The organism is Hanstruepera sp. CR43 (assembly GCF_055227665.1).
The window spans coordinates 2742237-2767561 of sequence record NZ_CP200078.1; the positions used below are offsets into that span (position 1 = coordinate 2742237).

The window sequence follows — 25325 nt, forward strand, 5'->3', positions numbered from 1 at the left end:
TTTTATCTGAGATTATATGAGGCATTTTCAATGTCATATTTAAGTTCTAAACTCGGTTTTACAATATTTCCTAAAGCATCATAAAATTTCCATTTTTTCTCTGAGACTTTGGATACTTTTATCGTATTGTAACAATTAATACCAACTACAGAGGTATTGATACTATCAATGTCGAAAACGCCTTCAGCAATTAAGTTCCTATTAGAATCCCAAAATTTCCATAGTCCAACTTTATAAAAATAATCGATAGAATCCATTTTTATACCGCAACTCGCATATTTGCTATTTTTGAGACTTCCAATTCCATAAATATTACCAAAGTCAATTATCCAATTATTGTTTTTCCATAGATATTCAAGCTCGAGAAATTCCTCATAAGAGTTAAACGTTTTGGAAAGTTTAATTACGTTGTTCTTTTGATTTCGAAATTCCAAATCAATTTTTTCTTCTTCAATATAAATCAATAAATTTTTAGATTTCAATAGTACAATTGGATAGTTGGTTATAGTTTCAACTTCTATAAATCCATTTAAATTTTTTAAGTAGTTCTGTAGCTTCTTGTATTTTTCAGAAGTACTTTCAATTATTTCTAATTTACCCTTATCCCTTTCGTAATTTAATCTTAATTCAATAGACTCATCTTCTAATATAGACCAGTTATTTTTTCTTTCACAACCATATACAAACATTAGAAAAATTAGAAAAGAAAGTTTTACCTTATTCATGTTTTAGAGTAATTATAATGGCTGCCAACGGTTTGGCTATGATTCCGTTGCGAGGAAAATCCGTAGGATTTTCGGAGTAGGAATCGAGCCAAGTTAAATATACAGTTTTTTGGTTTAGCATTTAGTGAGCAATGGATTATAGCCGTTGTTGTACTGCTTTTTTTTTATTCCGTATTGAATTCATTCTTTTTTAACTCCAAGCTTTCCCTATAATGTCCGCCAAAATAGGAAACAGACTTTTTAGTCAGAACTGCTTTATTTCCTGCTTTGGGAATTGAGTCCGAATATTTAAAATATAGCGTGTCATTTTTTAATTCCACTGTCCCACTATAAATATCTCCTTTGCGTTCTAGTCCGCGAGATTCAAATTCGAATGTTTTGTCCTTATAAATTCTTAAATAAACCCAACCTAAAGGAGCTTCTCGGTCAGCTAAAAGAAGTGTTTCTTTTTCCTCTGTCCGTTTGCAGGAAGTCAGAGTAAAAGTCAGTATTAATATGATAATTGCGTGTTTCATTCAAATGCAGTACAACAATGGGATAAACACCATTGTGTTTAATCATATTATGTTTATTCCCCTAAAAATAGCTAAAAATCTTACAACCCGAGCTGGTTTTATGATTAATTGGGTGCGGGTTGATTGTTTGTGTAATTGATTTTAGATGCTGAAACAAGTTCAGCATGACAAGTACAACGTCCGTTCAGTATGACATTTCGACAAGCTCAATGCAAGTTTATTATGTTTTTTTTTATAAATTCAAATTACAAATACCCATAAGCCCAATACATCAAAACAAACTGTAATGGTATTCGGAGTATTAAAATCCATTTGGGAATGCCTGCACTGGCTTTTTTGCCTGATAGCATATAGAAGTGGACCAACAAAAATACCGTGAGCATTAACATAATGCCGTAAATAGCCCAAGCTCTTGTTTCTTTAAACAGTAGTGCAGTACCCAGCATGATTTCGGCCAAGCCGCTTAATAGTACCAAAGTTTTGTGGTTTGGTAAATACCGTGGCATAATGCGCATATACATTTTGGGTTTGACAAAATGCATGATGCCTGCCACTATATACAGTGCTGCCATGGCATATAGATGCCAGGGGTTATTCATCTTTATAAACCTTGTAGGTAATACCAATACCGTAATTGGTGAGTCCGGTTTTAAGCAAACTGGAGTCCATACTACCGGGTTTGAACTGTACCCAGTCGTTGCCACTTATAAACACGCGTTTTATAAAGGTGTTGTAGGTTTCAATCTCGTTGGTAAATGGTAATAGTGGTCTGAAATTGGTGGGTATTTTTACAATGCCACCATCGCGACCTTTTAGTTCCTTATATTTTTTGTTGGGTAACAGTTTGCCAGCTTCATCCGTGTAACCCAATACCTGCAGGGATACAAAGAATCCATTTTTGGGGTAGATGATGTTGTAGTCCGTGACATCTAAATTATAGGAATCGCCATCTTTTTCAGTCGCTCTGAATACAATATTATCATACACCAGCACGTCGCCTGGTTTGCCGTTATCGTTTTTATAAAACTTAACCTTAAACAGGGTTGAAAATGGTTTTTTATCGGCGTTTTTCTTTTTGCGTTGTTCCCAGTCCCGAGACTCTAGTGTAATGGGGAAGTGGATGGTGCTTAATTTTTTAAGCTTGTCATTTGGGTTTGAAAAATAAACTGCAATCTCCGATTCTATGGTTGGCAACCAGCAATGGTAATAGTCATCATCCAGATAGGGCTCCATAGTTTCTTCCTTGAACTTTCGGTTGTTGGCAATCAGAACCACTTCATCTAAATGACTGATTTCCTCTTCCAGTAAAATAGTACTGGGTAGTTGTGCTGTGGGAATTATCACATTCTTATAACTCAATGCCGAAATGTACAAGGTATCTACATCGGGATAGAGTTTTTTGGTGAATACAAAAGCACCTTCGTCATCGGCAAAAATACCTTGTCCGTCACCAAACGAAATGGTGGCATAGGCAATGGGTGTTTGAGACGCTTGGTCTAGAATAGTTGTTTTTTGCGCATGGGAAACCCATGTTAACAGAACAAAATTTAATAGGGCAATTCTTTTTAAAATCATATTATTTGTTTGCCGAAATCCACGCATTGATTTTGTCCTCTAGCAGTGCTAAAGGTACACAACCAGGCTCCAGGACTTCGTTATGAAACTGACTAATATCAAATTTAGTGCCTAATTCTTTTTCGGCTTTGGCGCGTAGTTCTCTAATTTTTAATTGACCGATTTTATAGGATAGTGCCTGACCTGGCATAGCCATATAGCGTTCAATTTCAGAAATGATGCTGGCTTCGCCTTCGGCTTCGTGATCCAACGAATATTGAATGGCTTCTTCACGTGTCCAGCCTTTGGTGTGCATACCTGTGTCAACCACCAAACGAATGGCACGATGCATTTCCATGCCCAACATACCAAAATATTGATACGGATCGGTATATAAACCTAATTCCTTTCCTAATGATTCCGAGTATAAAGCCCAACCTTCGCCATAGGCACTGTACCAAAGCGTTTTTCTAAATTCGGGTAAATCGGTATCTTCTTGTTGCAACGAAATTTGATAATGATGCCCAGGAATAGCTTCGTGCAAGAATAAGGCTTCATCACTAAAGGTGTTGTAAGCTGTTACATCTGGAATCGGCACATAAAAAATACCTGGTCTGGTGCCATCCAATGACCCTTGATTGTATTCTGCACTAGCGGAAGCTTCACGGAACGCCTCGGTACGACGCACTTCAAAAGGTGTTTTCGGTTTGACATCAAATAACTTTTCTATCTGTGGTTTCATAGTTTCATGAATCGCATTGAAATTGTCAATAACCTGCTGTGGCTCGGTAAATGGCATCAATTCTTTATTGTTTCTTACAAAATCAAAAAACGCTTTTAAATCGCCTTCAAAACCAACTTGTTCCTTCACTTTTTCCATTTCCGCTGAAATACGCGCTACCTCACTTAAACCAAGCTTGTGGATTTCATCGGCTGTCATATTGGTGGTCGTAAATAACTTAATCATGTGGTTGTAATAGGCCGTTCCATAAGGCGTGTCATCAATTCCAGAGGATTCCCGACCAGCAGATAGATAATCGGTTTTTAAGAAATCATAAAGGCTTTTGTAAGCTGGTATAATTTTGTCATTCAGTTTGGCTGTATAAGCTTCTTTTAGGGTTGTTTTGTCTTCGTCGCTAAAACTATCTGGCATATTTTTGATAGGCGAGTAGAATAGGTGGTTTTCAATATCTTCTGAAGCACCAGATTCTATTTGCGGTAATACTTTAACAATTAATGATTTTGGCAATACATATCCTTCTGTTATTCCTTTTTGCATATTACTTTTAACAGATTGCAGCCACTCGGTGTAGCCATCCAAACGCTTTAACCAATTGTTGTAATCATCAACCGTTTCAAACGGTTGTGCACCTGCGCCACTTGCTAATTGACCAACAGAAAGATGAGGGGACCACATTTGATCAATAGGGACCAGTTCACGCTGTTTGAATTTAAAATCTTCCAGGGCAATTTCAACTTCCCATTTTAAAATAGCTTTCGACATTTTTTGACTATCGGTCAAGGCGCTGTCAGGAAATGCCATAAGGTCATTCAAGTATTGACTGTAATAGTTTTTGCGCTTTAAAATATGTTCTTCAGATAAGGTATTGGGATATTGATCATTATAACGATTATCTCCAGCATAGGTGGCACTCACAGGGTTTAATTTCAGGCCGTCTTCGTAATATTTGTCCAATAAGGTATCAAAAGCTTCATTTGGCATGGTCATGGTTGTTTCGGTGTTTTCTGTAGTTTTTTCTTCCTTGCAAGATGATAAAACAAAAAGGAGGCAACAAAAGGTTAAAAGGGTTCTCATAACGTTTAAAAAATCAAAATTTGAAAGCTAAAGATACACATTCTATTATTCAATCCATGCCAAAAAAAAAGCTACAATCTAAATGACTGTAGCTTCAAGGCGTGTTTAATTGTAATTGGTTAGTCTTTGTCCAAATTTTTGGTCATGTTGAAACCGATAAATAATCCCACTCCAGCTGTAAAGAAAATGGTAGCAGGATAAATAGCATCGCTATCCAAAGTTGTGTAATTATCCAGTAAGGAGGCAATAAAGGTTCCCAATCCAATGCCCATTAACAGTAAAGCTAAGTTTAAGATAATGACTTTCCAGATTGGCGCTGTATGTTGCTTACCTTTCATGAAGATACTGGCATCGGCACCTTTTTCTATTAGAGCCAAGCGTTCTTTGTTTCTAGTAGAGAAGTATAAGTAAAATACTCCAAATACTGCCCCGAAAATAACCGGTATAATTATTAATTCTGATCCCATAAGTGTTTGTTTTTAATTGATTACTTTTAATGTGTTCATAGCTTATGACGACAACTTGTAATTTATGGTTACAACTTTTTTAAATTATTTTTCATTTTTTGATGTAACCACTACGCATAAGGTGTCGTCTAAAAAACAGATGACCACCAACAACGAACAGACTGTAATCAATGACATTATAGCAGGTAATACCAATGCCTTTGCTGTATTGGTTGATAATTATAAGGATATGGTGTTCACCTTGGCATTAAGAATGTTGAAGAATCGAGAGGAAGCCGAAGAGGTGTCTCAAGACTCGTTTATTAAAATTTACAAATCCTTAAATAAGTTTAAAGGGGATTCTAAATTTTCGACCTGGGTTTATCGGGTTGCTTATAATACCTGTTTAGATAGAATTAAAAAGCATAAACGGAGTCAGACACATATTCCTATTGATGCCTTTACCGAGCGTCATGTCAAAACAATTGATAATGCGCTGGATAGGATGGAACAGGAAGAAAGAACGCAGGCCATTCAGAACTGTTTGCAATTATTGCCTAGTGAAGATAGTTTTTTATTGACATTGTATTATTTTGAGGAGCAGTCGTTGGAAGAAATATCAAAAATTACGGGTCTGACAGCCAATAATGTTAAAGTGAAATTATTCAGAAGTCGCAAAAAGCTGGCGGTAATTTTCAGTCAGCAATTAGAACCAGAAATCATTGAATCGTATGGAAAAGCATTTAGATAAAAAAATAGAGCAAGTAACGGACAAGTTAATGAAAGAAAGCAAAGTTGAAAAGCCGTCTTTCAACTTTACGGATTCCGTGATGCAAAGTGTTCACAACATGAAAGCGAGCCATATAACGGAATATAAACCTTTAATATCCAAACAAGGCTGGATTGGCATTGGTATTGCCTTTATCTTAATCATGTATGTGATTTTTACTAATTCATCATCGTCAGAGTCAAGTTGGTTACAGACAATAAATTTCAATAAGCTATTAAACTTTAAATTTATGGATAGTTTGTTTTCTATGAATGTTTCAAAAACGGTTTTGTATTCAATCTTGTTCTTTGGATTGATGCTTTTTGTCCAAATTCCGTTATTAAAGAATCACTTTGATAAGCGTTTTGAAGTTTAAATTTAGTTTTATAAAGCTTTGAATCCCTTTAAAAATAAGGGTGTTGAGCTCTTTTTTAAAAATTAACACATTTTTTAAAACCCTCCCAAAAGTTTTTTCGTAAGTGTTGGCAATGGTACTTGTTACCAGATTAATTATTAATCCTAAAACCAAACATTATGAAAAAAGTATCTCTATTGGCCTGTGCCATATTGCTATGTTTTACAACTGGTTGCGAAACGGAATCGATTGACGCCACAAATCAACCTTCCAACATATCAAATCTCAAAAAAGCTTCAAAAACGGGTTCATCCGTGTATGTCTCTTCAAACACGTCAGGAATCTTGGGAATATTCAACATTGAAAATGGGTCATCTAAAATGATTGGACTCCCTTATGCTGATGCCGACGGTGTTGTGTATGATGGTAGTCGTGACGCTATTTATCATGTTAATAGAAGTGATTCAAGATTGGTAGCTATACCCAATATTAGTCATGCGATGACAGGTGATATGGTCATGCCAACAGCTATGGGGTCAACTTCATTTACAAACGGCCGTGAAGCTACATTTTATAATAACAAAGTAGTTGTTGTAGATGATGTAACACCAGGAAGATTATCAAGTTACCACGTTAACACGAGACAAATCAGTGATTTTAGAAATTATGATGTTGGTTTTGAAGTTTGGGGAATCCAGTCTACAGGTAAAGATCTTTGGGCTATAGAAGATGTCTCAAACGTATTGGCTTATTTTGAAAACTTCCACAATGCACCAAGCGGTGATTTACCGGCAACAAGTGAAGTGGCTATAGAAGGATTGGTGCGTACGCACGGATTAAATTATGATGAATCATCAGATATTATGGTATTGACCGATATTGGATCAGCGGGTTCACCAGATGATGGCGCATTGGTGGTGATAACCGATTTTAAAAATAAATTTATGCAAGCTGGAGACGGAGGAACGATTAGTTTGTCTGACCAGATTCGCATTGCAGGTGATTTAACGCAATTGGGAAACCCAGTTGATGTTGTTGTGCGTGCTCAAGAGGGAGCTATTTATGTAGCAGAACGCGCACAACAAAAATTCTTGGTATTTGATATACCGATGGATAATTGTAATTGTGAGCCAACCCATAGTTATGACTTTCCGGGAGCAAGTGCTCTTACAACAGATTTTTAGTGGGCTATTAATTGAAATCGTTACGTTAGGGCGTAACAACACTAAACTGAAGACCTTTTGTGTTAAAATGCAAAAGGTTTTCTATTATAAAAAAAAGCCGCTTCACATGAAGCGGCTTTTAAATTCAAGCTGTTTATTTTTTAAGATTCTTTGTTAGCAACCAATGTGATTTGTAATTCAAATTCATCATTGATAAACTTGTCACCTAAATCATCGAAGAAGGATTTAGAACCATATTTTACATTCCATTTAGAACGGTCAATTGTAAACGTTTCACTGGTTAAAGTAACTGTGTCACCATTTTCAGTAATGGTAACAGGAATCGTAATGTTATTTTCGGCATCCTTCATTTTTAAGTTTCCTGAAAGCATCCCTTTTCCATCTTTCATTTCAAAACCGGTAACTGTAAATGCTGAAGAAGGATATTGTTCTACATGAAAAAAGTCATCACTTTTTAAGTGACCAGTTAATTTAGCGTTACCTTCTTTTTCTGCTGGAATATCAGTTACTGTAATAGAGTTCATGTCTATTAAGAATGTACCGCTTTCTATGGCATCACCTTTCATGGTCAAAACACCATTTTCGATAGAAATAGTACCTGTGTGCGTACCAGTTGGCTTAAACCCTTTCCACATAATAGTAGAATTGGCAGCATCAGCTAAATATTTTGTTGAAACAGCAGTCATTTCAGCCGTTTCTTCAGCAGCTGTTGTTTCAGCTTCTTTGGCTTTATCTTTACAATTGGTTAATGCAAGTGCGAATACAGCGATACCTGCAAAGGTCAAAAATCTTTTTGTCATAATAATTTCTTTTAGTGTTAAGCAACAAAAATAATCATTTGTTAGTAAGATTTGTTTAAAAAAAACTTAAAAAATAATTGGTGACATTTTGACATTTTAATCATAATGGCAGTACTTTTGCCATCGTTTTTATGTTAAAATAATTGATTGTAAAGCAATGAGCAAAAAAGATAAAAAAGAAGTAGAATCTTCAGAGCAGGTTGAAGAGCAAGTATTGCAGAAGGATGAATCAACCGTTGAAGAAAAGCTTACGAAATCATTAGAACAAGAAAAGGATAAATTTCTGCGATTGTTTGCGGAATTTGAAAATTATAAAAGACGTACAGCAAAAGAGCGTGTAGACTTGTTTAAAACAGCCAGTGAGGATGTTATGTTGGCCATGTTGCCTGTTTTAGATGATTTTGAGCGCGCCTTAACCCACATTGAAGAGGACAAAGAGGCTGAAGAACTTCGTAAAGGTGTGTTATTAATTTACCAAAAATTAATGAAAACGTTAGAGCAAAAAGGTTTAAAACCTTTGCAGGTAGCAAGCGGAGATGATTTTAATGCTGATGTGCATGAAGCTATTACACAAATTCCTGCACCAACAGATGATTTAAAAGGTAAAATTATTGATGTTGTTGAAAAAGGTTATCAATTAGGAGACAAAATAATCAGATTCCCAAAAGTAGTTATAGGACAATAAGGACATGGCAAAAAGAGATTTTTACGAAGTATTAGGTGTTGATAAAAGTGCTAGCCCAGCCGATATTAAAAAAGCTTACCGAAAACTGGCTTTAAAATATCATCCGGATAAAAATCCAGATGATAAAGAAGCTGAAGCTAAATTTAAGGAAGCTGCGGAAGCTTATGAAGTGTTGAGTAATGCTGATAAAAAATCGCGTTACGACCAATTTGGTCACCAAGCTTTTGAAGGTGCAGGTGGTTTTGGTGGCGGCGGCATGAATATGGATGATATTTTTAGTCAGTTCGGTGATATTTTTGGTGGTGCTTTTGGAGGCGGCGGATTCTCTGGTTTTGGCGGTGGCTTTGGCGGCGGTCAACGTCGTGTAAAAGGTAGTAACTTACGAATTCGTGTGAAGCTGTCATTGGAAGAAATAGCCCATGGTGTTGAGAAGAAGGTGAAAGTAAGACGTAAAGTTCAAGCTTCAGGAACAACCTATAAAACCTGTTCAACCTGTAATGGTTCTGGTCAGGTTACGCGTGTTACAAACACCATATTAGGTCGCATGCAAACAGCTACAACCTGTAATGTTTGTGGTGGTGCTGGTCAAACTATCGATAAAAAACCTCATGATGCCGATGCTCAAGGAATGATAGTAAAGGAAGAAACGGTTTCCATAAAAATTCCGGCAGGTGTGGTTGATGGTATGCAATTAAAAGTTACCGGAAAAGGTAATGAGGCTCCCGGAAATGGTATTTCTGGAGATTTATTGGTGGCTATTGAAGAAGAAACTCATGAAACACTTCAAAGAGAAGGTGACAACTTGCACTATGATCTATATGTCAGCTTACCTGATGCCGTTTTAGGTACTTCAAAGGAAATAGATACCGTTACTGGAAAAGTGCGTATTAAAATTGAAGCAGGTGTGCAGTCAGGAAAAATATTGAGGTTAAGAGGAAAAGGAATACCATCCATTAATGGTTATGGTAAAGGGGATTTATTGGTCCATGTGAACGTTTGGACGCCAAAAACATTGAATAAACAGCAAAAGGAATTTTTTGAGGCTATGCGCGAGGATGATCATTTTGAACCAAAACCTGAAAGTGGTGATAAATCATTCTTTGAAAAGGTGAAAGATATGTTTTCATAAAATAATTGTTGCATCTAAAGCCTCTGTAAATCAAATATCTAAAAAGTCTTTGTAAGATTTTTTCTAAAGATATTTTTTAGCTTTTTGCCTCTATATCAGAAAATAATACTATATTTGATTTATCACTATTTAATAATAGTGGTAATTTTTCTTTTTCATAGCAATTTTTTCCCATCCTTTAATTAATTTTTTAGGATGGGTTTTGTTTTTATAAAGCCCAATTAAAAGATAAATTAATTTAGTTTGCGGCTTACATTTAATATATTTACATCCAACTAAATCATATTAAAACTAGTATGGGAAACTTATTGGAAACGCATACTGTTTCCAAAAAATTTGGACACTTTACAGCCTTAAATAATGTTTCTATAGCTGTTCCAAAAGGAAGTATTTTTGGTCTCTTAGGGCCAAATGGTGCTGGCAAAACAACCCTTATTCGAGTCATTAATCAAATCACCATGCCAGATACTGGTAATGTGATTTTGGATAATGAGCCACTGCAACCCCACCATGTCAGAGATATAGGCTATTTACCAGAAGAGAGAGGCTTGTATAAATCCATGAAAGTAGGTGAGCAAGCATTGTATTTGGCCCAACTCAAGGGTTTGAGTAAAAGTGAGGCCAAAGCACGACTGAAGTATTGGTTTGACAGATTGGAGATAGGTGATTGGTGGAATAAGAAAATTCAGGAGCTATCCAAAGGTATGGCCCAAAAGATCCAGTTTGTGGTTACAGTGTTGCACAATCCAAAACTCTTGATTTTTGATGAGCCGTTCTCTGGATTTGACCCTATTAATGCCAATTTAATCAAGGACGAAATATTGAGATTGAAAAATGAAGGTGCCACGGTTATTTTTTCAACGCATCGCATGGAGTCTGTTGAAGAATTGTGTGATCATATTGCATTAATTCATCAATCCAATAAAATTCTTGATGGAAAACTAATCGACATAAAAAAGCAGTTTAAAACCAATACGTTCGAAATAGGGATTAGAACCAATGATGAGATCAGTCTTCAAAAGGAAATTGCTGATAAGTTTCTGGTTTCACCTGCAGATTTTAGAACTATAGGTGATGAGTTAAAACTAAATGTAAAGTTAACTGATAATTTATCGCCTAACGATTTATTAAGTTACTTAACTTCTAAAGGTGAAGTTTCTCATTTCGTTGAATTGGTGCCATCAGCCAATGATATATTTATTCAAGCAGTCAAGAATCATTAAGCATGAATCATTTACCACTTATAATAAAGCGCGAGTATTTAACCAAGGTTAAGAATAAGTCTTTTTTGATTATGACTATTTTGAGCCCAGTTATCATGATTGCTTTAATAGCAGTAGTTGCTTATTTGTCGCAATTAAACAATAATTCAAAGCGACATATTTCTATTTTGGATGAATCAGGTAAAATCAGTTCCATATTCGAAGATTCCGATAATATCACGTATACTGTTTTAGAAAACGTGTCCCTCAATGATGCCAAGGAAATAGTGAAGGAACAAGAAAACTATGGACTTTTATATGTTGAAAAACAACTTGATATTAGTGACATAGCAAAACACATTAAGTTCTATTCTGAAGAATCACCTTCAATAACCCTAATTTCTGATTTAGAGGGTAAATTGGAAAAACGTTTAACCGATTTAAAATTGGAAGCTGTTGGCGTTGATATTAAGAAGATACAGTCAGCGAAAGTGAGAGTTGATATTGAGCAGGAGAGTTTTGATGGTGAGAAAACGTCAAAGATTGACAGCATTATGAAATTGGCATTCGGTGGTGCTGCTGGTTACTTACTCTTTATGTTTATCATAATTTATGGTAACATGATTATGAGAAGTATCATTGAGGAAAAAACGAGCAGGATTATTGAAGTTATTATTTCTTCGGTAAAACCCGTTCAACTCATGTTGGGAAAGATTATAGGTACGTCATTGGCAGGAATTACTCAATTTGTTATTTGGATTCTGCTGGGTGGTGTATTGCTCTCCATTGTGTCAGCTATTTTTGGTTTGGATCTCATGCAATCTCAATTACCTAGCGAAGAATTGATGAGTCAAGCCATGAATAACAATAACATGACTATGGAAATGCAAAATATAATTGTGGCTTTTAATAATTTACCGATTACCAACTTAATTTTTGCATTCATTCTATTTTTTATAGGCGGGTATTTGCTTTACAGTTCATTATATGCTGCTATTGGGGCAGCTGTTGATAATGAAACTGATACGCAACAGTTTTTGTTACCTATTCTGATGCCTTTGATTTTGGCTGTTTATATTGGTATTTTTACAGTAATCGAAGATCCACATGGAACGGTTTCAACGGTATTTTCCTTTATTCCGTTTACCTCACCTGTGGTCATGCTCATGCGTATACCATTTGGAGTTCCTATTTGGCAACAATTGTTGTCTTTGTTACTATTGTTGGGAACATTCATGTTTACTGTTTGGTTTGCGGCAAAAATTTACAGAGTTGGAATTTTAATGTATGGAAAAAAACCAAGCTACAAAGAACTTATAAAGTGGATTAAATATTGATAGGCTATGCAAAATCAACTAAACGATATAGAAGATATTGTTAAGGAAAGTTCCATTTGGGAAACTTTTGTTGACTTTTTAGGAACGGTACTTTATGTCAATGAGGATAAAACCATTAAAATAACAATCGGTCTTATCTTGTTGGTTGTTGTCATCTATTTGGTGACAACGGTTGTATTGAATATTGTTAAACGGTTGTTTACAAGGAGTTTGCCTAAAGACGATAAAGCCAAGTTTAATACTGTTTTTTCTTTTGCAAGATGGGTGGTTTATTTAGTTGTTTTGTTGATTGTATTTGATTCTGTAGGTGTTAATGTTACAGCCATATTTGCAGCTTCGGCGGCATTATTGATCGGGATTGGTTTGGCATTGCAAACCTTGTTCCAAGATATTATTTCAGGTGTCTTTATTTTGATTGATCAATCCGTTCATGTTGGCGATATTATTGAGATTGAAGATAAGGTGGGTCGTGTTGAAGAAATTAAATTACGAACAACCAGGGCTGTAACCATTGACAATAAAGTACTTATTATACCAAACCATTTATATTTAACAAATAGCCTGTACAACTGGACTCAAAATGGTGTGTCAACGCGAGAAAGTGTTTCTGTAGGCGTTGCTTACGGTAGCGATGTGCAGTTGGTAAAGAAATTGTTATTGCAGGCGGCAAGTTCCCATCAAGATGTTATTGACTATCCTGAGCCAACCGTTTTGTTTACGGATTTTGGAGACAGCTCCTTAAATTTTAAAGTTATTTTTACAATTAATGACAGTTTTAAAGCACAATTTCCTAGAAGTGATATTCGTTTTGAAATAGATAGATTGTTCAGGGAAAACAATGTTACCATACCATTTCCACAAAGGGACATTCATATTATTGAAAATAAGAAATAAAAAACAATGCCTAAAATATTAGTAATAGAAGATGAAGCGGCTATTCGCCGTGTATTAGTTAAAATATTATCAGAAGAAAGCGATACCTATCAAGTTGAGGAAGCTGAAGATGGCCTTCAAGGAGTTGAGGCTATAAAAAAAGAGGATTATGATTTGGTGTTGTGTGATATTAAGATGCCCAAAATGGACGGTGTTGAAGTTCTGGAAGCAGTTAAAAAGATTAAACCCGAAATACCAATTGTGATGATTTCTGGTCACGGAGATTTGGATACGGCTGTCAATACCATGCGTCTAGGAGCTTTTGACTATATCTCAAAACCACCCGATTTAAATCGCTTGCTGAATACTGTCCGCATTGCTTTAGATAGAAAGGAACTTGTTGTAGAGAACAAGATGCTCAAGAAAAAGGTGAGTAAAAACTATGAGATGATTGGAGCGAGCGATGCCATCAATCAAATCAAGGAAATGATAGATAAGGTCGCCTTAACAGATGCACGTGTTTTAATAACAGGGCCCAATGGTACAGGTAAGGAGTTGGTTGCTCATTGGTTACATCAAAAAAGTGAACGTTCAAAGGGACCACTCATTGAAGTAAACTGTGCTGCAATTCCAGCTGAATTGATCGAGAGTGAGTTGTTTGGCCATGTTAAAGGTGCTTTCACAAGTGCTGTTAAAGATCGCGCAGGAAAGTTTGAAGCGGCAAATGGCGGCACCATTTTTTTAGATGAAATTGGGGACATGAGCTTATCTGCACAAGCCAAGGTTTTGAGGGCTTTACAAGAAAATAAAATACAGCGTGTAGGTAATGATAAGGACATAAAAGTTGACGTTCGGGTCGTTGCTGCCACAAATAAAAACCTAAAGAAAGAAATTGAAGACGGAAATTTCCGAGAGGATTTATATCACCGTTTAGCTGTTATTTTGATTAAAGTCCCAGCATTAAATGACAGGCGAGAGGATATTCCGTTGTTGGTTGAGCATTTTTCCGATAAAATTGCTCAAGAGCAAGGAACAGTCAAAAAATCTTTTTCCGATAAAGCAATCAAGTTGTTGCAGGAATATGATTGGACGGGTAATATTAGAGAGTTGCGAAATGTCGTAGAGCGTTTAATTATCCTTGGAGGCAAAGAAGTCAGTGAAGCAGATGTTAAGATGTTTGCTTCTAAATAAGTCATGATAATTCAGTCATTAAGCACCTAAAATAGGTGCTTTTTATTTTTAAAATATCATTCGATTGATTCCCTAACAAGGGTATTTAATTATAGAATTCAGAATTATTATATTTATGAACCATTAAAATGCATTTATGAAAGATATCGATATTCAAGAGTTTAAAATCAAGACCCCTGTTAAAATAAAAGACCTGCCAACATATTTTGATTTGGATGCTTCTGAAAATAAAATAGAAGATGGGTTGGAGGATGTCTGTAAAAAATTGGCCAAAATTCAAAACGCCATGTATGCTCATGGCAAATATGCCGTATTAATTTGTATTCAAGGGACTGATACTGCTGGCAAGGATAGTTTGATTCGTGAAGTTTTTAAAGATCTCAATGCTAGAGGTGTGGTCGTGCATAGTTTTAAGGTTCCTACCGAATTGGAGTTGAAACATGATTACCTTTGGAGACATTATATAGCCCTTCCTGCTCGAGGGAAGTTCGGTGTCTTTAACAGAACCCATTACGAAAATGTGTTGGTAACACGGGTGCATCCGGAATATATTTTAGGAGAACACTTGCCTCACGTAAACTCATTGGATGATATAAATGACGAATTCTGGGAAAAACGATTTCGGCAGATTAATGATTTTGAAAAGCACATTGCTGAAAACGGCACCATTATTTTTAAGTTCTTCCTACATCTATCCAAAGATGAACAAAAAAATAGGTTATTGAGAAGATTGGATAAACCGAATAAAAATTGGAAGTTTTCACCATCAGATTTAAAAGAACGTGAGCTTTGGGCTGCCTATCAAGAATGTTATGAAGATGCCATAAACAGAACATCCAAACCGCATGCGCCTTGGTATACCATACCAGCAGATGATAAAGCGACAGCTCGATACATAGTTGCCAGAGTTCTATTGGACACCTTAAAAACCTATAAGGATATCAAAGAGCCTGAATTGGATGATGAAGTGAAAGCTAATATTGAAATTTACAGAACGCAACTGCAAAACGAATAAATTAAGGTTTCTTTTAGAATTGATGTCTACTAGAAAGCCTATCTTTATTTCATAATTATAAATTAAAATTCATGAAGCAATTTCTTAGGCTGATGCTTTTGTTACTGGCAGCCAATATTCAAGCACAATCAGATACAGAGACTTTAAGAACTATTTATACTACGTCATTGACCAATGGTAAAAGCTATGAATGGCTTGATTATTTATCCAATCAAATAGGAGGTAGGCTTTCGGGTTCACTCAATGCTGAAAAAGCAGTTCAATACACTAAAGAAGAACTTGAAAAATTAGGACTTGATAAAGTTTGGTTACAGCCAGTAATGGTCCCCAAGTGGGTTCGTGGAACGAAAGAATATGCTTTTATTGAATCGAATACTGGTGTGACTACTACCGTTAACATTTGTGCGCTAGGAGGTTCTATTGCAACACCGTTTGGAGGAATAAAGGCTCCAGTGATTGAGGTTCAGGATTTTGATGAATTAAAAGCCATGGGTAAAGAGAAAGTTACAGGTAAAATTGTTTTTTTTAATAGACCTATGCAGGCTGATTTAATCCAAACTTTTGAAGCATATGGAGGTTGTGTCAATCAGCGTTATGCTGGTGCTATGGAGGCCGGAAAATTGGGTGCTGTTGGTGTTATTGTGCGATCTATGAATTTACGTTTAGACGATTTACCTCACACAGGAAGCATGAGTTATGGTGACTTGCCAAATTCACAACGTATTCCATCTGCTGCAATAAGTACCAATGATGCTGAAAAATTAAGTAGCATGCTGGCTTTGGATAAAAACTTGAAATTCTTTTTCAACCAAACCTGTCAACAGCTTAAAGAAGTACAATCGTATAATGTCATCGGCGAAATAACGGGAAGCGAATATCCAAATGAATATATCATTGTAGGTGGGCATTTGGATTCTTGGGATTTGGGTGATGGTTCTCATGATGATGGTGCTGGTTGTGTGCAGTCCATGGATGTGTTACGCTTGTTAAAGGAAAGCGGCATAAAGCCAAAGCGAAGTATCCGAGTCGTTTTGTTTATGAACGAAGAAAATGGCTTAAGAGGTGCTACAAAATATGCTGAAGTAGCCAAGCAAAAAGGGGAGAATCATATTTTTTCACTGGAGAGCGATGCTGGAGGTTTTACACCTCGTGGTTTTAGTTTTGATTGTTCTGATGCTGTCTTTAATAAAATTGAAAGCTGGAAGTCATTATTTAAGCCGTATTTAATACACTATTTTGAGCAAGGTGGCAGTGGAGCCGATGTTGGGCCATTAAAGACCGAAACCAATGTTTGCGCTGGTTTACGTCCCGATTCCCAACGTTATTTTGATCATCATCATGCTGCCAATGACACCTTTGAGCATGTGAACAAACGTGAGCTGGAATTAGGAGCTGCTACTATGACAAGTTTGGTATACTTAATTGATAAATACGGAATATCGCCAATTTCTAATAATGAAAAAATAAAAGATTAAGAATGAATAAATTATTTCTAGTGATAATCTCATGTATAGCGCTTTCGCTTCATTCACAAGAACAATTATCTTATTACGAAATTCCTGAATACCCGGAAGCCTTTACGGCTGGAACTGTAGCGGCAAGAGCGATTGATGGTTTAGGCTTTCGGTATTACTGGGCAACAGAGGGTTTAAGAACAGATGATTTAAATTTTAAACCTAATGATGATGCGCGCTCCAGTATGGAAACCATCGAGCATATTTATGGACTGTCCAAAGTTATTGTGAATGCGACGCTAAAGAAAGACAATAGTCAAAATGATGTAGATGAAGTCGTTATGAGTTTTGAAAACATGCGAAAAGCCACGTTGATGAATTTTAAAACTGCAGCCGATATTTTAAGAAATAGCGATGATATTAGTCAATACAAACTTATTTTCGGCAATCGGGAATTTCCATTTTGGAATCAAATTAATGGACCTATTGAGGATGCTGTTTGGCATTGTGGGCAGGTTGTGCTTTTAAGAAGATCTTCTGGGAACCCCTTTAATTCAAAGGCCAGCGTTTTTACAGGGAAATTAAGAGAGTAACTATTTAAGACTGTTTTTCGTTCTTTTCCTCTCGCTTCATTTCAAAATATTTAGTTATAAGCCGCATTCCCAATCTAGCAAACAGGATAATCGCAAATGCCATAACTATACTAAAACCATCCATAACATATCTTTAATGCAAAGATACGGGCTTTAGCATAACTGAAAGCATCTAAGGAGCGCTTTAACTAATAATTATGACAAGAAAGAAATAGTATTAATTGATGAAGTAAACTTTTTTTATTTTTCCATCTTCAATGTGATAAATGGCTGTAGCTTCCATGAATCTGTCTCCAAACCGAACACGTTCTTCATCAATAACAACATTACCTTGAACAATTCTGTTTTCTAACTCACAATGTAAGTTTGGTGTGTTTTCAAACATAGAAGCATAACCAGAACGCATGGCATCTTTTCCTTTAAATAATAATTTATCAGGGAAATTATAAACTTCAACATCGTTGGCATAAGGTTCTAGAAAGGCTTCGATATTTCTTGAGTTGTAGGCATTTAATTGTCTTTGAGCCAATACTTCTGGTGTGTCTTCAACAATTGAATCTACGTTAAATGCCTGACCTTTATTGATAACTTGGTTAATGGTTGTTAAATTATTTATGTTTTCAATGGGGTTTTTATCTAAAAGTATCAGGTTTGCTTGTTTACCAACACTTACAGAACCAAGATTGTTTTCGTGACCTAATACCTTTGCGCCATTTAAGGTAGAAGCTTCTATAATTTGCCAATTGGTCATACCGCTTTCTTTCATGGCCAAAACTTCTGCTTGGTATGATGAAGCATGCATAGTCCCTATGTTTCCAGCATCAGTTCCTGTAGCAATTGTAACACCGGCATCAACTAATGTTTTTAGATTGGTCATCATGTTGGATTCCATGTTTTCAGAACGTGATTTCGATTGTTGCGAACTGGCCATGGTTTTATATCCGTCAACCAATTCCTTATTGTCTACATGTGATAAATCCATTAAAGAACCCAATTGATAAGGGTTGGATTCCTTTAATTCATGATTGTTAAAGCTATAATCTTGAGCAAATGTTTTCATATATCTGTCATGCACAATCAGTGTAGGACAAAGAATGGTGTTGTTCTTTTTTAATAGATTGGCAAATTCAGTTGTAACTAATTCATCATCCACACTGTGGACTAGAAAATCGGCGCCATTTTCAACAGCTAATTGTGCTGTAATGCGTTGTGTTGCATGTACAGCCACTTTTAAGTTGTTTTTATGAGCTTCTTCTATTATAGCTTTAATAATAGGTAGATTTTTTCTAGCACTACTTTCCGTATCCAAACCATCTACACCAACAATATACCATATCTTAATAAAGTCGGGATGGTATTGTAATTGATTTTGAACCATTTTAATGCCATCGTCAACTGTTTTTACTAATGTGAAGGGTTTATCATTATCGAGGGTTTTATAAACTTCAGGTTCATAAGTGGTAAGCAACGGACCTGTCATATAAATATTTGGGGCAAAGGCTTTATCAGTAAATTCATTTCTTTTTTTTAGCATATTATAAGAACTCCCAACATCAATTACAGAGGTTATGCCATTTTTTAGATAGCGTTTTAGAAAATCTTCCATATTACTCTTTGTAAGTTCAATCTCTTGATCGTAAGGCATTTCACTGCGTAAATCAATAACATCAGGCCTTGCATAGAGGCCGCCATTTTGAAAAAAATGAACATGAGCATCTACCAAACCAGGCGCTAAAAATTTATTGGTGCCATCAATAATTTTGGCCGATTCTTGGATTTTTGCCTTTTTGCTGGATTGGATATTTGAAATTTTATCGCCTGTAATTTCTACAGTTTGATTAGGTATTAATTTTTGATTCTCAACATCAATAATGGTTACATTTGTGATATAGGTTTGTGAAAAAACAGTTGTTGATATAAGTAATAAACATAAACGTAAAAGTGATTTTTTCATGAAGTGGATTTTTAAAATTGAAAATAAATAAATTGTTCGCCACTGCCCTGGGCAATAACAATTAGGAAAACCAATACGGCCCAAAATACTCCAAACAAAATTGGATTTGTTTTTTCAGAAATAGCTTTCATAGAGGTGTTTCTCATAATCCAGTGGCATGTAAAAAGCATTAGGATAACAACTAATACTTTAATGATATCAAATGATTGCAAAACTTTAGTGCCCTCGGTATTCATAAAGAACATAGATGCAATCATATTTTTGGCAGTCACAAATTCTCTGGCTCTAAAAAATACCCAAGTCACATTTACCAGCATATAGGTCAAGAGAGCCAAGAAGATTCCGTTGTAGGCTGTTATTTTGATTTTAAGCTTACTTTTTAATAATCTTTCAACTACCAAATATATGCCATGAAGGGCTCCCCAAATGACGAAAGTCCACGCGGCACCGTGCCATAATCCTCCCAAAAGCATGGTTAGCATCAAAGCCACATACATTCTGGTTATGCCATGACGATTTCCACCCAATGGAATATAAAGGTAATCCCTTAACCAAGTAGATAGTGAAATGTGCCATCGCTTCCATAAATCAGAAAAACCAATAGCAGCATAAGGATACTTAAAGTTATCAGGTAAAATAATACCTAGCATAAGTGCTATACCAATAGCGCAAGTTGAATACCCTGCAAAATCAAAGAATATCTGTCCAGAAAAAGCCAAAGTTCCTGTCCAGGCATCCAAACTGTGTAAAACATCTTTTGAGCCAAATACGGTATCGGAAGTTTCAGCAAGGAGTGTGTCGGCCAAAACTATTTTTTGAAACAATCCTATTGTTAATAGGAACGTTCCCCAAAAAAATTGATTGGCAGTGGCTTTTTTCTCCTCATAAAATTGGGTAATCAAGTCTTTGGCTCTAACAATTGGACCTGCTACCAGTTGCGGGAAGAAGGTGACATAAAGAGCGAAATCCAAAAACGTTCTGGCGGGCTCAGTCTTTCGATTATACATGTCTATAGTATATGACATTGTTTGGAATGTGTAAAATGAGATTCCCATAGGTAAAATAATATCCATAGGTTGTGCTTGAAATTCAACACCGATTGCATTCAAACAATTTGTAAAGTTTTCCAAAAGGAAATTCCCGTATTTAAAGAAAGCTAGAAAACCAAGGTTTACAATCATGCTTAACAGTAACCACATTTTTCGCTTTCGCTGATTTTTCTCTATTGCCAATTTTTTACCAGCTGTCCAATCAACCACAGTTGAAATCCAAAGCAAAATGACCAATGGTGGATTCCAAAGTCCATAAAATATATAACTAGCCAATAAAAGCATTCGCTTTTTATTGTTCCAACTAAATAGTTTTGAGTAATAGAGTGCTAAAACGATTACCAAAAACACTATAAAACTTAATGAATTAAACAGCATAATTAGTTAGTTTTAGAGTTAAACGAAATGCCATCTTCCTTCATGATTTTGATAAGTTCGGCTGTGAAAAATCTGGCATCTTCAGTTGAGAGATGAGACCATTCTGGCAGATGTAGGTTGCCAAATTGTTCGTAATCCATATAATGATAACTTTTAACTTCTGCTTTTTTGACCAATTCATCCCAAAATAAATCTCTTGAAAAACCTTTGCTTTCCGCCTCTTTAAAAAGGCCGGATGAAGGACATCTGACTAAAACCAATTGACCACCTTTATCCTTGAATTTTTTTGCCAGATCCACAAAAGCATTTGTTGTTGCCTCCCGTTCAGGAGGTGGGAAATCACCACCTAAAAGTGTTTTCCAGACTTCCTTGACTGTGTTGGCATAGGCCGTATCTGTTATCATACGTTCTGGCATTTTCATATGTCGCTCTAAAGTGATTTCTTCAAAATTATTGAATGGTGGATAAAAGGGTTCGGATCGTTCCTTTAATTGAATTTTGTTCAATAATGTTTTAAGGTCAACATCACTATCCCAACTTTCATCACCATCCCTGTAGAAAGCTAAATGTTTTTGAAGTGGCACGGATAGTTTATGATTAAGCCTTTGGGCGTATGTTCTATTGTAATAGTAATCGACGAGTGATTGTGGTCGTTTTATGGGTGAGGCTTCAGGAAAAAGGGTTGAAAAAAACAAGCCTGGTGTGACACCAACCACTAACAAGCCATTGTAATTGGTTTTTTCAACTATGTCTTTAAAAACAGGTAGTGGTGAAGCGCCTTGAACGGCCAGCATAATAGGTTTAGTATTTGTTTCAGTTTCCCAAACATCTAATTGAATGTCATATAGAATTCTAGATGAGCCTATAAAGACGGCTGTGTTTTCTTGAAAATCCTCCAGTTTAGCTCGCTGATTGGCCCAAAGGTTTTTATTGTCGTCAATATTAGGTTCAAGGCCTTGATAACGCCAATACCATTCCCAAGATATTATAGCTACGAGACTCAAGATTATCGTGACGAAGAATGAAAGTTTAAGGTTCATATGGTTTTTGGTTGGTTAAAAGTGTTTTGCAATAAATTAGAAAAATAGGAGATGTATGCATTATCTGTTGTGCAGATGGCAAATCTAATGGATAGGAAACAAGTTGTAGGTTTAGAGTAGAGATTTGAAGTCAAATTTATTGCAGTCTTTGGCGCAAAAATTTTGGCTGATTTCATATATACGAGTCTTTTAAATGCTATTAAAAAGACTTGAGGAGGTTTTAAAGATAGTAAAAAAAAGAGTGTAAATTACATGTTCACAAACACATAGCCTGAAAGTTCATTTTCCTTTAAATTAATTTCAGTTTCATTGAGTAAAATGCCATGTTCAACGAATGCCTTTAAGTTTGTGAGCCAAAAAGTCCATCCGTTGCTGCAGCCAAAATGAATACGCAACTTGCTTTCGTCATCTTCTGGAATTTCAAACTGTTTTAAAATAACAATAACAACACCATTTTTATCTTCTAGCTTAATAGATACTTTAGAGCCTTCAAAAGAAAACTCTAAATAATCTTTGTCATTAGCTTTTAAAATGGTTCCGTTGGCTTCGCCATCCCAATTATGCCAATGCCAAGTGTAAGTATCTCCAATTTGAACGAATTCAGTTTCATCTTTTAAGTTTCCGTTTTTATCCTTAAACCTTGCTTGACTTAAGAACCAAGATGTAATGCCCTTTCCGGTAGCCCATAATTCATAAAGCTTTTCAACGGTAGATTTTATGTAAATCTTTTTTTCAAACGAATGCCATTGAAGTTCTTCCATACTATTTTAAATATTTTGCAAGCAAACCATGAAAATGATGAACCCCTTTTTCACGAGTTGGCGAAAAACGACCTGTGTTATAATAGCGCGATTGAACACCTTTGTGGACGCCTTCAACAACAAACTCGTCTTCGCGTTCTACTTTATCCAAAAGCGCACCAGCACCTTTATTCAGTTTGGTTTCGTCATAAACGTAAGTAATAAAGGATACTTTGGTTTTGTTCAGGCTAATAGGTTTAACCACATTAATAGATAAGCCCCAAGGATAAAAATTAAACATCATATTCGGGAAAATCCAATAATAATAAGCGGCAATATTTTCGCCATAATCTTTATGGTATTGTGGTAAGTCAAAAACCTCTTCACCTTCATTAGCATAGCCTATTTGTAAATTGCAATGGGTGTAGATTTCAGTGGTATAGTTACCATAGTCCAAAACACTATTTAGATCATCGTGAACAAAGGGAATGTGAAATCCTTCCAAATAATTATCACAATATAATGCCCAATGACAATTTACCAAGTAGTCTTTACTGGAACCAGTGTCTAATTTAAACTGATGCAATGGTAAAAAACCAATACGTTCTATCATAACACTCAAGACATCATCTAAATCAAAAGCAGGATTTAAACCAACAAAAACAAAAGGCCCCAATGTTCTGACCAAAAACTCACGCAAACTATCACATGGTCTAGGGAAGTTCTCGGCTTCTTCAAACTCTGGCATGGATTTAAAGGTTCCATCCAATCCAAAACGGCGTCCATGATACATACATCGCAATTGTTTCATTTTCCCGGGATTGTTAACAACAATGTTGCCTCGGTGGGTACAGACATTGCTGAAGCATTTGATGCTATCTTCCTCGTCTCGAGATAAAACCAAGGGTTCGGTAATGTAATTATCCAAAAGAATAAAAGGGTGTACAGTTTGATTAAAGGGCACTAAATTTTCGTCACCAATGAATTGCCAGGTTTTGACAAAAACCTGTTCTTTAATATCCTCAAAAACGGTTTGACTTCTATAAAAATCCGCAGGTAAGGTCTCTGCAACTTTTATATCAGGATCGACATAGAATTTTTTGCTCATGGATACCGAAATTTATGGTCACAAAAATTACAGTAATTTCAGAACATGAGCAAATCTATGTTCTTTAATTCGTCAAAAGGACAAACTACGTTATATGGATATTTCTATTTGGTTTTTAATGATATCATCAAAAGTTTCACGCTTGCGTATCAAATGTGCTTTGCCCTCATGCCATAAAACCTCAGCAGGTCTATATCGGGAATTATAGTTGGACGCCATAGAATAACAATAGGCTCCAGCATTTTTAAATGCCAAGATATCACCTTCGGTAATTTCACTAATTCGACGATTGTTAGCGAAAGTATCGGTTTCACATATATATCCTACAACCGAATAAAAGCGCTCGCGTCCATCGGGATTTGAAATATTAATAATTTCATGTTGCGAACCGTATAGCATAGGTCGGATTAAGTGGTTAAAACCCGAATCCACTTGAGCGAAAACTGTTGAGGTTGTTTGTTTGACCACGTTAACTTTGGTTAAAAAATAACCAGCCTCACTTACCAGGAATTTCCCTGGTTCAAAAGCCAAGGTGAGTTCTTTACCATATTCTTCACAAAACTCATTAAAACGTTTGCTTAATTTTTTTCCAAATTCTTCAATATTGGTCTCAATATCACCTTCTTTATAAGGGACTTTAAATCCTGAACCGAAATCTATAAATTCTAAATCTGAAAAGTTTTTGGCTGTTTCAAAAAGGATTTCACTGGCATATAAAAACACATCAATATCCAATATATCACTTCCCGTATGCATATGAATCCCATTTATGGTCATATTGGTATTTTCAACTATCCTTAAAATATGAGGTATTTGGTGGATGGAAATACCAAATTTACTATCAATATGCCCAACGGAAATATTCGTGTTTCCACCAGCCATAACGTGTGGGTTAATGCGAATGCAAACAGGTATTTTTGGATATTTTGTACCGAACTGTTCTAATATAGATAGGTTATCAATATTAATTTGAACACCTAAATTAGCGGCAAGTTCAATTTCTTCAAGCGATACACCATTAGGGGTGTAAATAATGTTTTCAGGTGAAAAACCAGCAACCAAACCTAGTTTTACCTCTTGGATGGAAACCGTATCCAATCCTGAACCTAATGAGTTCATAAGTTTAAGAACAGAAATATTGGATAATGCCTTCACGGCATAGTTAATCTTCACCTGTTTCACCTTATTAAAAGCACTTGTTAAACGTTTATATTGAGACACCATTTTTTCAGAGTCATAAACATAAATTGGACTTCCATATTCCGCTGCAATTTGTAATAAGGTTTTTGAATGCATTTTATTAATTATTAGATTTTGCAAAACTAATAAGTATTTTGGTTCAGTCCATAGAATATAGGTATTTATATCAAATTTCAACCAATTAAAAAGTACAATAAATACTTCCGTTAAAAT

At 35.6% G+C, this 25325-nt stretch carries 25 protein-coding genes; 12 read left to right on the plus strand and 13 right to left on the minus strand.

Going from position 1 to position 25325, the window contains the following annotated elements:
• Window positions 1-2 precede the first annotated feature (2 nt).
• From ACKXGU_RS12590 to ACKXGU_RS12615, 6 genes are all read right to left on the minus strand, one after another.
• A complete protein-coding gene (locus ACKXGU_RS12590; RefSeq protein WP_463465637.1) occupies window positions 3-725 on the minus strand; it encodes a hypothetical protein in 723 nt (240 codons plus the stop codon).
• Between the two features lie 164 nt (window positions 726-889).
• Window positions 890-1240 (minus strand): hypothetical protein, encoded by a 351-nt coding sequence (locus ACKXGU_RS12595; RefSeq protein ID WP_463465638.1) that lies wholly within the window; start codon window positions 1238-1240, stop codon window positions 890-892.
• 245 nt (window positions 1241-1485) lie between these two features.
• Window positions 1486-1839 (minus strand): DoxX family protein, encoded by a 354-nt coding sequence (locus ACKXGU_RS12600; RefSeq protein ID WP_463465639.1) that lies wholly within the window; start codon window positions 1837-1839, stop codon window positions 1486-1488.
• On the minus strand, window positions 1832-2815 hold the full coding sequence (locus ACKXGU_RS12605) for a peptidase associated/transthyretin-like domain-containing protein (protein ID WP_463465640.1): 984 nt from the start codon (window positions 2813-2815) through the stop codon (window positions 1832-1834). The genes ACKXGU_RS12600 and ACKXGU_RS12605 overlap by 8 nt, the downstream gene beginning before the upstream one ends.
• A gap of 1 nt (window position 2816) precedes the next feature.
• Window positions 2817-4610 carry a DUF885 domain-containing protein gene (locus ACKXGU_RS12610; RefSeq protein ID WP_463465641.1) on the minus strand — a complete coding sequence of 598 codons (1794 nt, stop codon included), beginning with the start codon at window positions 4608-4610 and terminating at the stop codon, window positions 2817-2819.
• 119 nt (window positions 4611-4729) lie between these two features.
• A complete protein-coding gene (locus ACKXGU_RS12615; RefSeq protein ID WP_103051882.1) occupies window positions 4730-5077 on the minus strand; it encodes a DUF6249 domain-containing protein in 348 nt (115 codons plus the stop codon).
• A gap of 139 nt (window positions 5078-5216) precedes the next feature.
• Here ACKXGU_RS12615 and ACKXGU_RS12620 point away from each other — a divergent pair, with 139 nt between their 5' ends.
• The 3 genes from ACKXGU_RS12620 (at window position 5217) to ACKXGU_RS12630 (ending at window position 7364) form a co-directional block, all read left to right on the plus strand.
• Window positions 5217-5807, plus strand: coding sequence for an RNA polymerase sigma factor (locus tag ACKXGU_RS12620; protein ID WP_463467434.1), 591 nt, complete (start codon window positions 5217-5219; stop codon window positions 5805-5807).
• Window positions 5788-6201: a hypothetical protein gene (locus ACKXGU_RS12625; protein ID WP_463465642.1), complete on the plus strand. Its 414-nt coding sequence runs from the start codon at window positions 5788-5790 to the stop codon at window positions 6199-6201. The genes ACKXGU_RS12620 and ACKXGU_RS12625 overlap by 20 nt, the downstream gene beginning before the upstream one ends.
• Before the next feature lie 158 nt (window positions 6202-6359).
• Entirely contained in the window at window positions 6360-7364 is a 1005-nt protein-coding gene (locus ACKXGU_RS12630; RefSeq protein ID WP_463465643.1) for a hypothetical protein, read from the plus strand.
• Window positions 7365-7504: 140 nt separating this feature from the next.
• On the opposite strand, the gene ACKXGU_RS12635 is transcribed toward ACKXGU_RS12630, so the two are convergent.
• Window positions 7505-8164, minus strand: a complete 660-nt coding sequence (locus ACKXGU_RS12635; protein ID WP_103051879.1) for a YceI family protein — start codon at window positions 8162-8164, stop codon at window positions 7505-7507.
• A 157-nt stretch (window positions 8165-8321) separates the two neighbouring features.
• Here ACKXGU_RS12635 and ACKXGU_RS12640 point away from each other — a divergent pair, with 157 nt between their 5' ends.
• The 9 genes from ACKXGU_RS12640 (at window position 8322) to ACKXGU_RS12680 (ending at window position 17643) form a co-directional block, all read left to right on the plus strand.
• On the plus strand, window positions 8322-8849 hold the full coding sequence (locus tag ACKXGU_RS12640; protein ID WP_463465644.1) for a nucleotide exchange factor GrpE: 528 nt from the start codon (window positions 8322-8324) through the stop codon (window positions 8847-8849).
• A gap of 4 nt (window positions 8850-8853) precedes the next feature.
• Window positions 8854-9978: a molecular chaperone DnaJ gene (gene dnaJ / locus ACKXGU_RS12645; RefSeq protein WP_463465645.1), complete on the plus strand. Its 1125-nt coding sequence runs from the start codon at window positions 8854-8856 to the stop codon at window positions 9976-9978.
• A 296-nt stretch (window positions 9979-10274) separates the two neighbouring features.
• Entirely contained in the window at window positions 10275-11201 is a 927-nt protein-coding gene (locus ACKXGU_RS12650; protein ID WP_463465646.1) for an ABC transporter ATP-binding protein, read from the plus strand.
• Between the two features lie 2 nt (window positions 11202-11203).
• Window positions 11204-12517 (plus strand): ABC transporter permease, encoded by a 1314-nt coding sequence (locus ACKXGU_RS12655; protein WP_463465647.1) that lies wholly within the window; start codon window positions 11204-11206, stop codon window positions 12515-12517.
• 6 nt (window positions 12518-12523) lie between these two features.
• Window positions 12524-13411: a mechanosensitive ion channel family protein gene (locus tag ACKXGU_RS12660; RefSeq protein ID WP_463465648.1), complete on the plus strand. Its 888-nt coding sequence runs from the start codon at window positions 12524-12526 to the stop codon at window positions 13409-13411.
• Window positions 13412-13417: 6 nt separating this feature from the next.
• Entirely contained in the window at window positions 13418-14581 is a 1164-nt protein-coding gene (locus ACKXGU_RS12665) for a sigma-54-dependent transcriptional regulator (RefSeq protein WP_103051873.1), read from the plus strand.
• Window positions 14582-14717: 136 nt separating this feature from the next.
• The gene (locus tag ACKXGU_RS12670; RefSeq protein WP_463465649.1) at window positions 14718-15596 is read left to right on the plus strand and encodes a PPK2 family polyphosphate kinase; all 879 of its coding nucleotides are present in this window, start codon (window positions 14718-14720) and stop codon (window positions 15594-15596) included.
• 71 nt (window positions 15597-15667) lie between these two features.
• Window positions 15668-17071, plus strand: coding sequence for a M20/M25/M40 family metallo-hydrolase (locus ACKXGU_RS12675; RefSeq protein ID WP_463465650.1), 1404 nt, complete (start codon window positions 15668-15670; stop codon window positions 17069-17071).
• Between the two features lie 2 nt (window positions 17072-17073).
• Window positions 17074-17643: a hypothetical protein gene (locus ACKXGU_RS12680; protein WP_463465651.1), complete on the plus strand. Its 570-nt coding sequence runs from the start codon at window positions 17074-17076 to the stop codon at window positions 17641-17643.
• Window positions 17644-17860: 217 nt separating this feature from the next.
• Here ACKXGU_RS12680 and ACKXGU_RS12685 read toward each other — a convergent pair whose 3' ends face one another.
• From ACKXGU_RS12685 to lysA, 6 genes are all read right to left on the minus strand, one after another.
• On the minus strand, window positions 17861-19597 hold the full coding sequence (locus tag ACKXGU_RS12685) for an amidohydrolase family protein (protein WP_463465652.1): 1737 nt from the start codon (window positions 19595-19597) through the stop codon (window positions 17861-17863).
• Window positions 19598-19608: 11 nt separating this feature from the next.
• Window positions 19609-21024, minus strand: a complete 1416-nt coding sequence (locus ACKXGU_RS12690; protein ID WP_463465653.1) for an MBOAT family O-acyltransferase — start codon at window positions 21022-21024, stop codon at window positions 19609-19611.
• Between the two features lie 2 nt (window positions 21025-21026).
• The gene (locus ACKXGU_RS12695) at window positions 21027-22064 is read right to left on the minus strand and encodes a hypothetical protein (RefSeq protein WP_463465654.1); all 1038 of its coding nucleotides are present in this window, start codon (window positions 22062-22064) and stop codon (window positions 21027-21029) included.
• 248 nt (window positions 22065-22312) lie between these two features.
• Window positions 22313-22825, minus strand: coding sequence for an SRPBCC family protein (locus ACKXGU_RS12700; RefSeq protein WP_463465655.1), 513 nt, complete (start codon window positions 22823-22825; stop codon window positions 22313-22315).
• Window position 22826: 1 nt separating this feature from the next.
• Window positions 22827-23912 (minus strand): aromatic ring-hydroxylating oxygenase subunit alpha, encoded by a 1086-nt coding sequence (locus tag ACKXGU_RS12705; protein ID WP_463465656.1) that lies wholly within the window; start codon window positions 23910-23912, stop codon window positions 22827-22829.
• Between the two features lie 90 nt (window positions 23913-24002).
• Entirely contained in the window at window positions 24003-25208 is a 1206-nt protein-coding gene (gene lysA / locus ACKXGU_RS12710; RefSeq protein WP_463465657.1) for a diaminopimelate decarboxylase, read from the minus strand.
• Window positions 25209-25325: the final 117 nt, after the last annotated feature.

Excerpts from the sequence above, each read along its gene's own strand:
- ACKXGU_RS12590 (WP_463465637.1), bottom strand. The coding sequence starts at position 725 with ATGAATAAGGTAAAACTTTCTTTTCTAATTTTTCTAATGTTTGTATAT.
- ACKXGU_RS12595 (WP_463465638.1), bottom strand. The coding sequence starts at position 1,240 with ATGAAACACGCAATTATCATATTAATACTGACTTTTACTCTGACTTCC.
- ACKXGU_RS12600 (WP_463465639.1), bottom strand. The coding sequence starts at position 1,839 with ATGAATAACCCCTGGCATCTATATGCCATGGCAGCACTGTATATAGTG.
- ACKXGU_RS12605 (WP_463465640.1), bottom strand. The coding sequence starts at position 2,815 with ATGATTTTAAAAAGAATTGCCCTATTAAATTTTGTTCTGTTAACATGG.
- ACKXGU_RS12610 (WP_463465641.1), bottom strand. The coding sequence starts at position 4,610 with ATGAGAACCCTTTTAACCTTTTGTTGCCTCCTTTTTGTTTTATCATCT.
- ACKXGU_RS12615 (WP_103051882.1), bottom strand. The coding sequence starts at position 5,077 with ATGGGATCAGAATTAATAATTATACCGGTTATTTTCGGGGCAGTATTT.
- ACKXGU_RS12620 (WP_463467434.1), top strand. The coding sequence starts at position 5,217 with ATGACCACCAACAACGAACAGACTGTAATCAATGACATTATAGCAGGT.
- ACKXGU_RS12625 (WP_463465642.1), top strand. The coding sequence starts at position 5,788 with ATGGAAAAGCATTTAGATAAAAAAATAGAGCAAGTAACGGACAAGTTA.
- ACKXGU_RS12630 (WP_463465643.1), top strand. The coding sequence starts at position 6,360 with ATGAAAAAAGTATCTCTATTGGCCTGTGCCATATTGCTATGTTTTACA.
- ACKXGU_RS12635 (WP_103051879.1), bottom strand. The coding sequence starts at position 8,164 with ATGACAAAAAGATTTTTGACCTTTGCAGGTATCGCTGTATTCGCACTT.
- ACKXGU_RS12640 (WP_463465644.1), top strand. The coding sequence starts at position 8,322 with ATGAGCAAAAAAGATAAAAAAGAAGTAGAATCTTCAGAGCAGGTTGAA.
- dnaJ (WP_463465645.1), top strand. The coding sequence starts at position 8,854 with ATGGCAAAAAGAGATTTTTACGAAGTATTAGGTGTTGATAAAAGTGCT.
- ACKXGU_RS12650 (WP_463465646.1), top strand. The coding sequence starts at position 10,275 with ATGGGAAACTTATTGGAAACGCATACTGTTTCCAAAAAATTTGGACAC.
- ACKXGU_RS12655 (WP_463465647.1), top strand. The coding sequence starts at position 11,204 with ATGAATCATTTACCACTTATAATAAAGCGCGAGTATTTAACCAAGGTT.
- ACKXGU_RS12660 (WP_463465648.1), top strand. The coding sequence starts at position 12,524 with ATGCAAAATCAACTAAACGATATAGAAGATATTGTTAAGGAAAGTTCC.
- ACKXGU_RS12665 (WP_103051873.1), top strand. The coding sequence starts at position 13,418 with ATGCCTAAAATATTAGTAATAGAAGATGAAGCGGCTATTCGCCGTGTA.
- ACKXGU_RS12670 (WP_463465649.1), top strand. The coding sequence starts at position 14,718 with ATGAAAGATATCGATATTCAAGAGTTTAAAATCAAGACCCCTGTTAAA.
- ACKXGU_RS12675 (WP_463465650.1), top strand. The coding sequence starts at position 15,668 with ATGAAGCAATTTCTTAGGCTGATGCTTTTGTTACTGGCAGCCAATATT.
- ACKXGU_RS12680 (WP_463465651.1), top strand. The coding sequence starts at position 17,074 with ATGAATAAATTATTTCTAGTGATAATCTCATGTATAGCGCTTTCGCTT.
- ACKXGU_RS12685 (WP_463465652.1), bottom strand. The coding sequence starts at position 19,597 with ATGAAAAAATCACTTTTACGTTTATGTTTATTACTTATATCAACAACT.
- ACKXGU_RS12690 (WP_463465653.1), bottom strand. The coding sequence starts at position 21,024 with ATGCTGTTTAATTCATTAAGTTTTATAGTGTTTTTGGTAATCGTTTTA.
- ACKXGU_RS12695 (WP_463465654.1), bottom strand. The coding sequence starts at position 22,064 with ATGAACCTTAAACTTTCATTCTTCGTCACGATAATCTTGAGTCTCGTA.
- ACKXGU_RS12700 (WP_463465655.1), bottom strand. The coding sequence starts at position 22,825 with ATGGAAGAACTTCAATGGCATTCGTTTGAAAAAAAGATTTACATAAAA.
- ACKXGU_RS12705 (WP_463465656.1), bottom strand. The coding sequence starts at position 23,912 with ATGAGCAAAAAATTCTATGTCGATCCTGATATAAAAGTTGCAGAGACC.
- lysA (WP_463465657.1), bottom strand. The coding sequence starts at position 25,208 with ATGCATTCAAAAACCTTATTACAAATTGCAGCGGAATATGGAAGTCCA.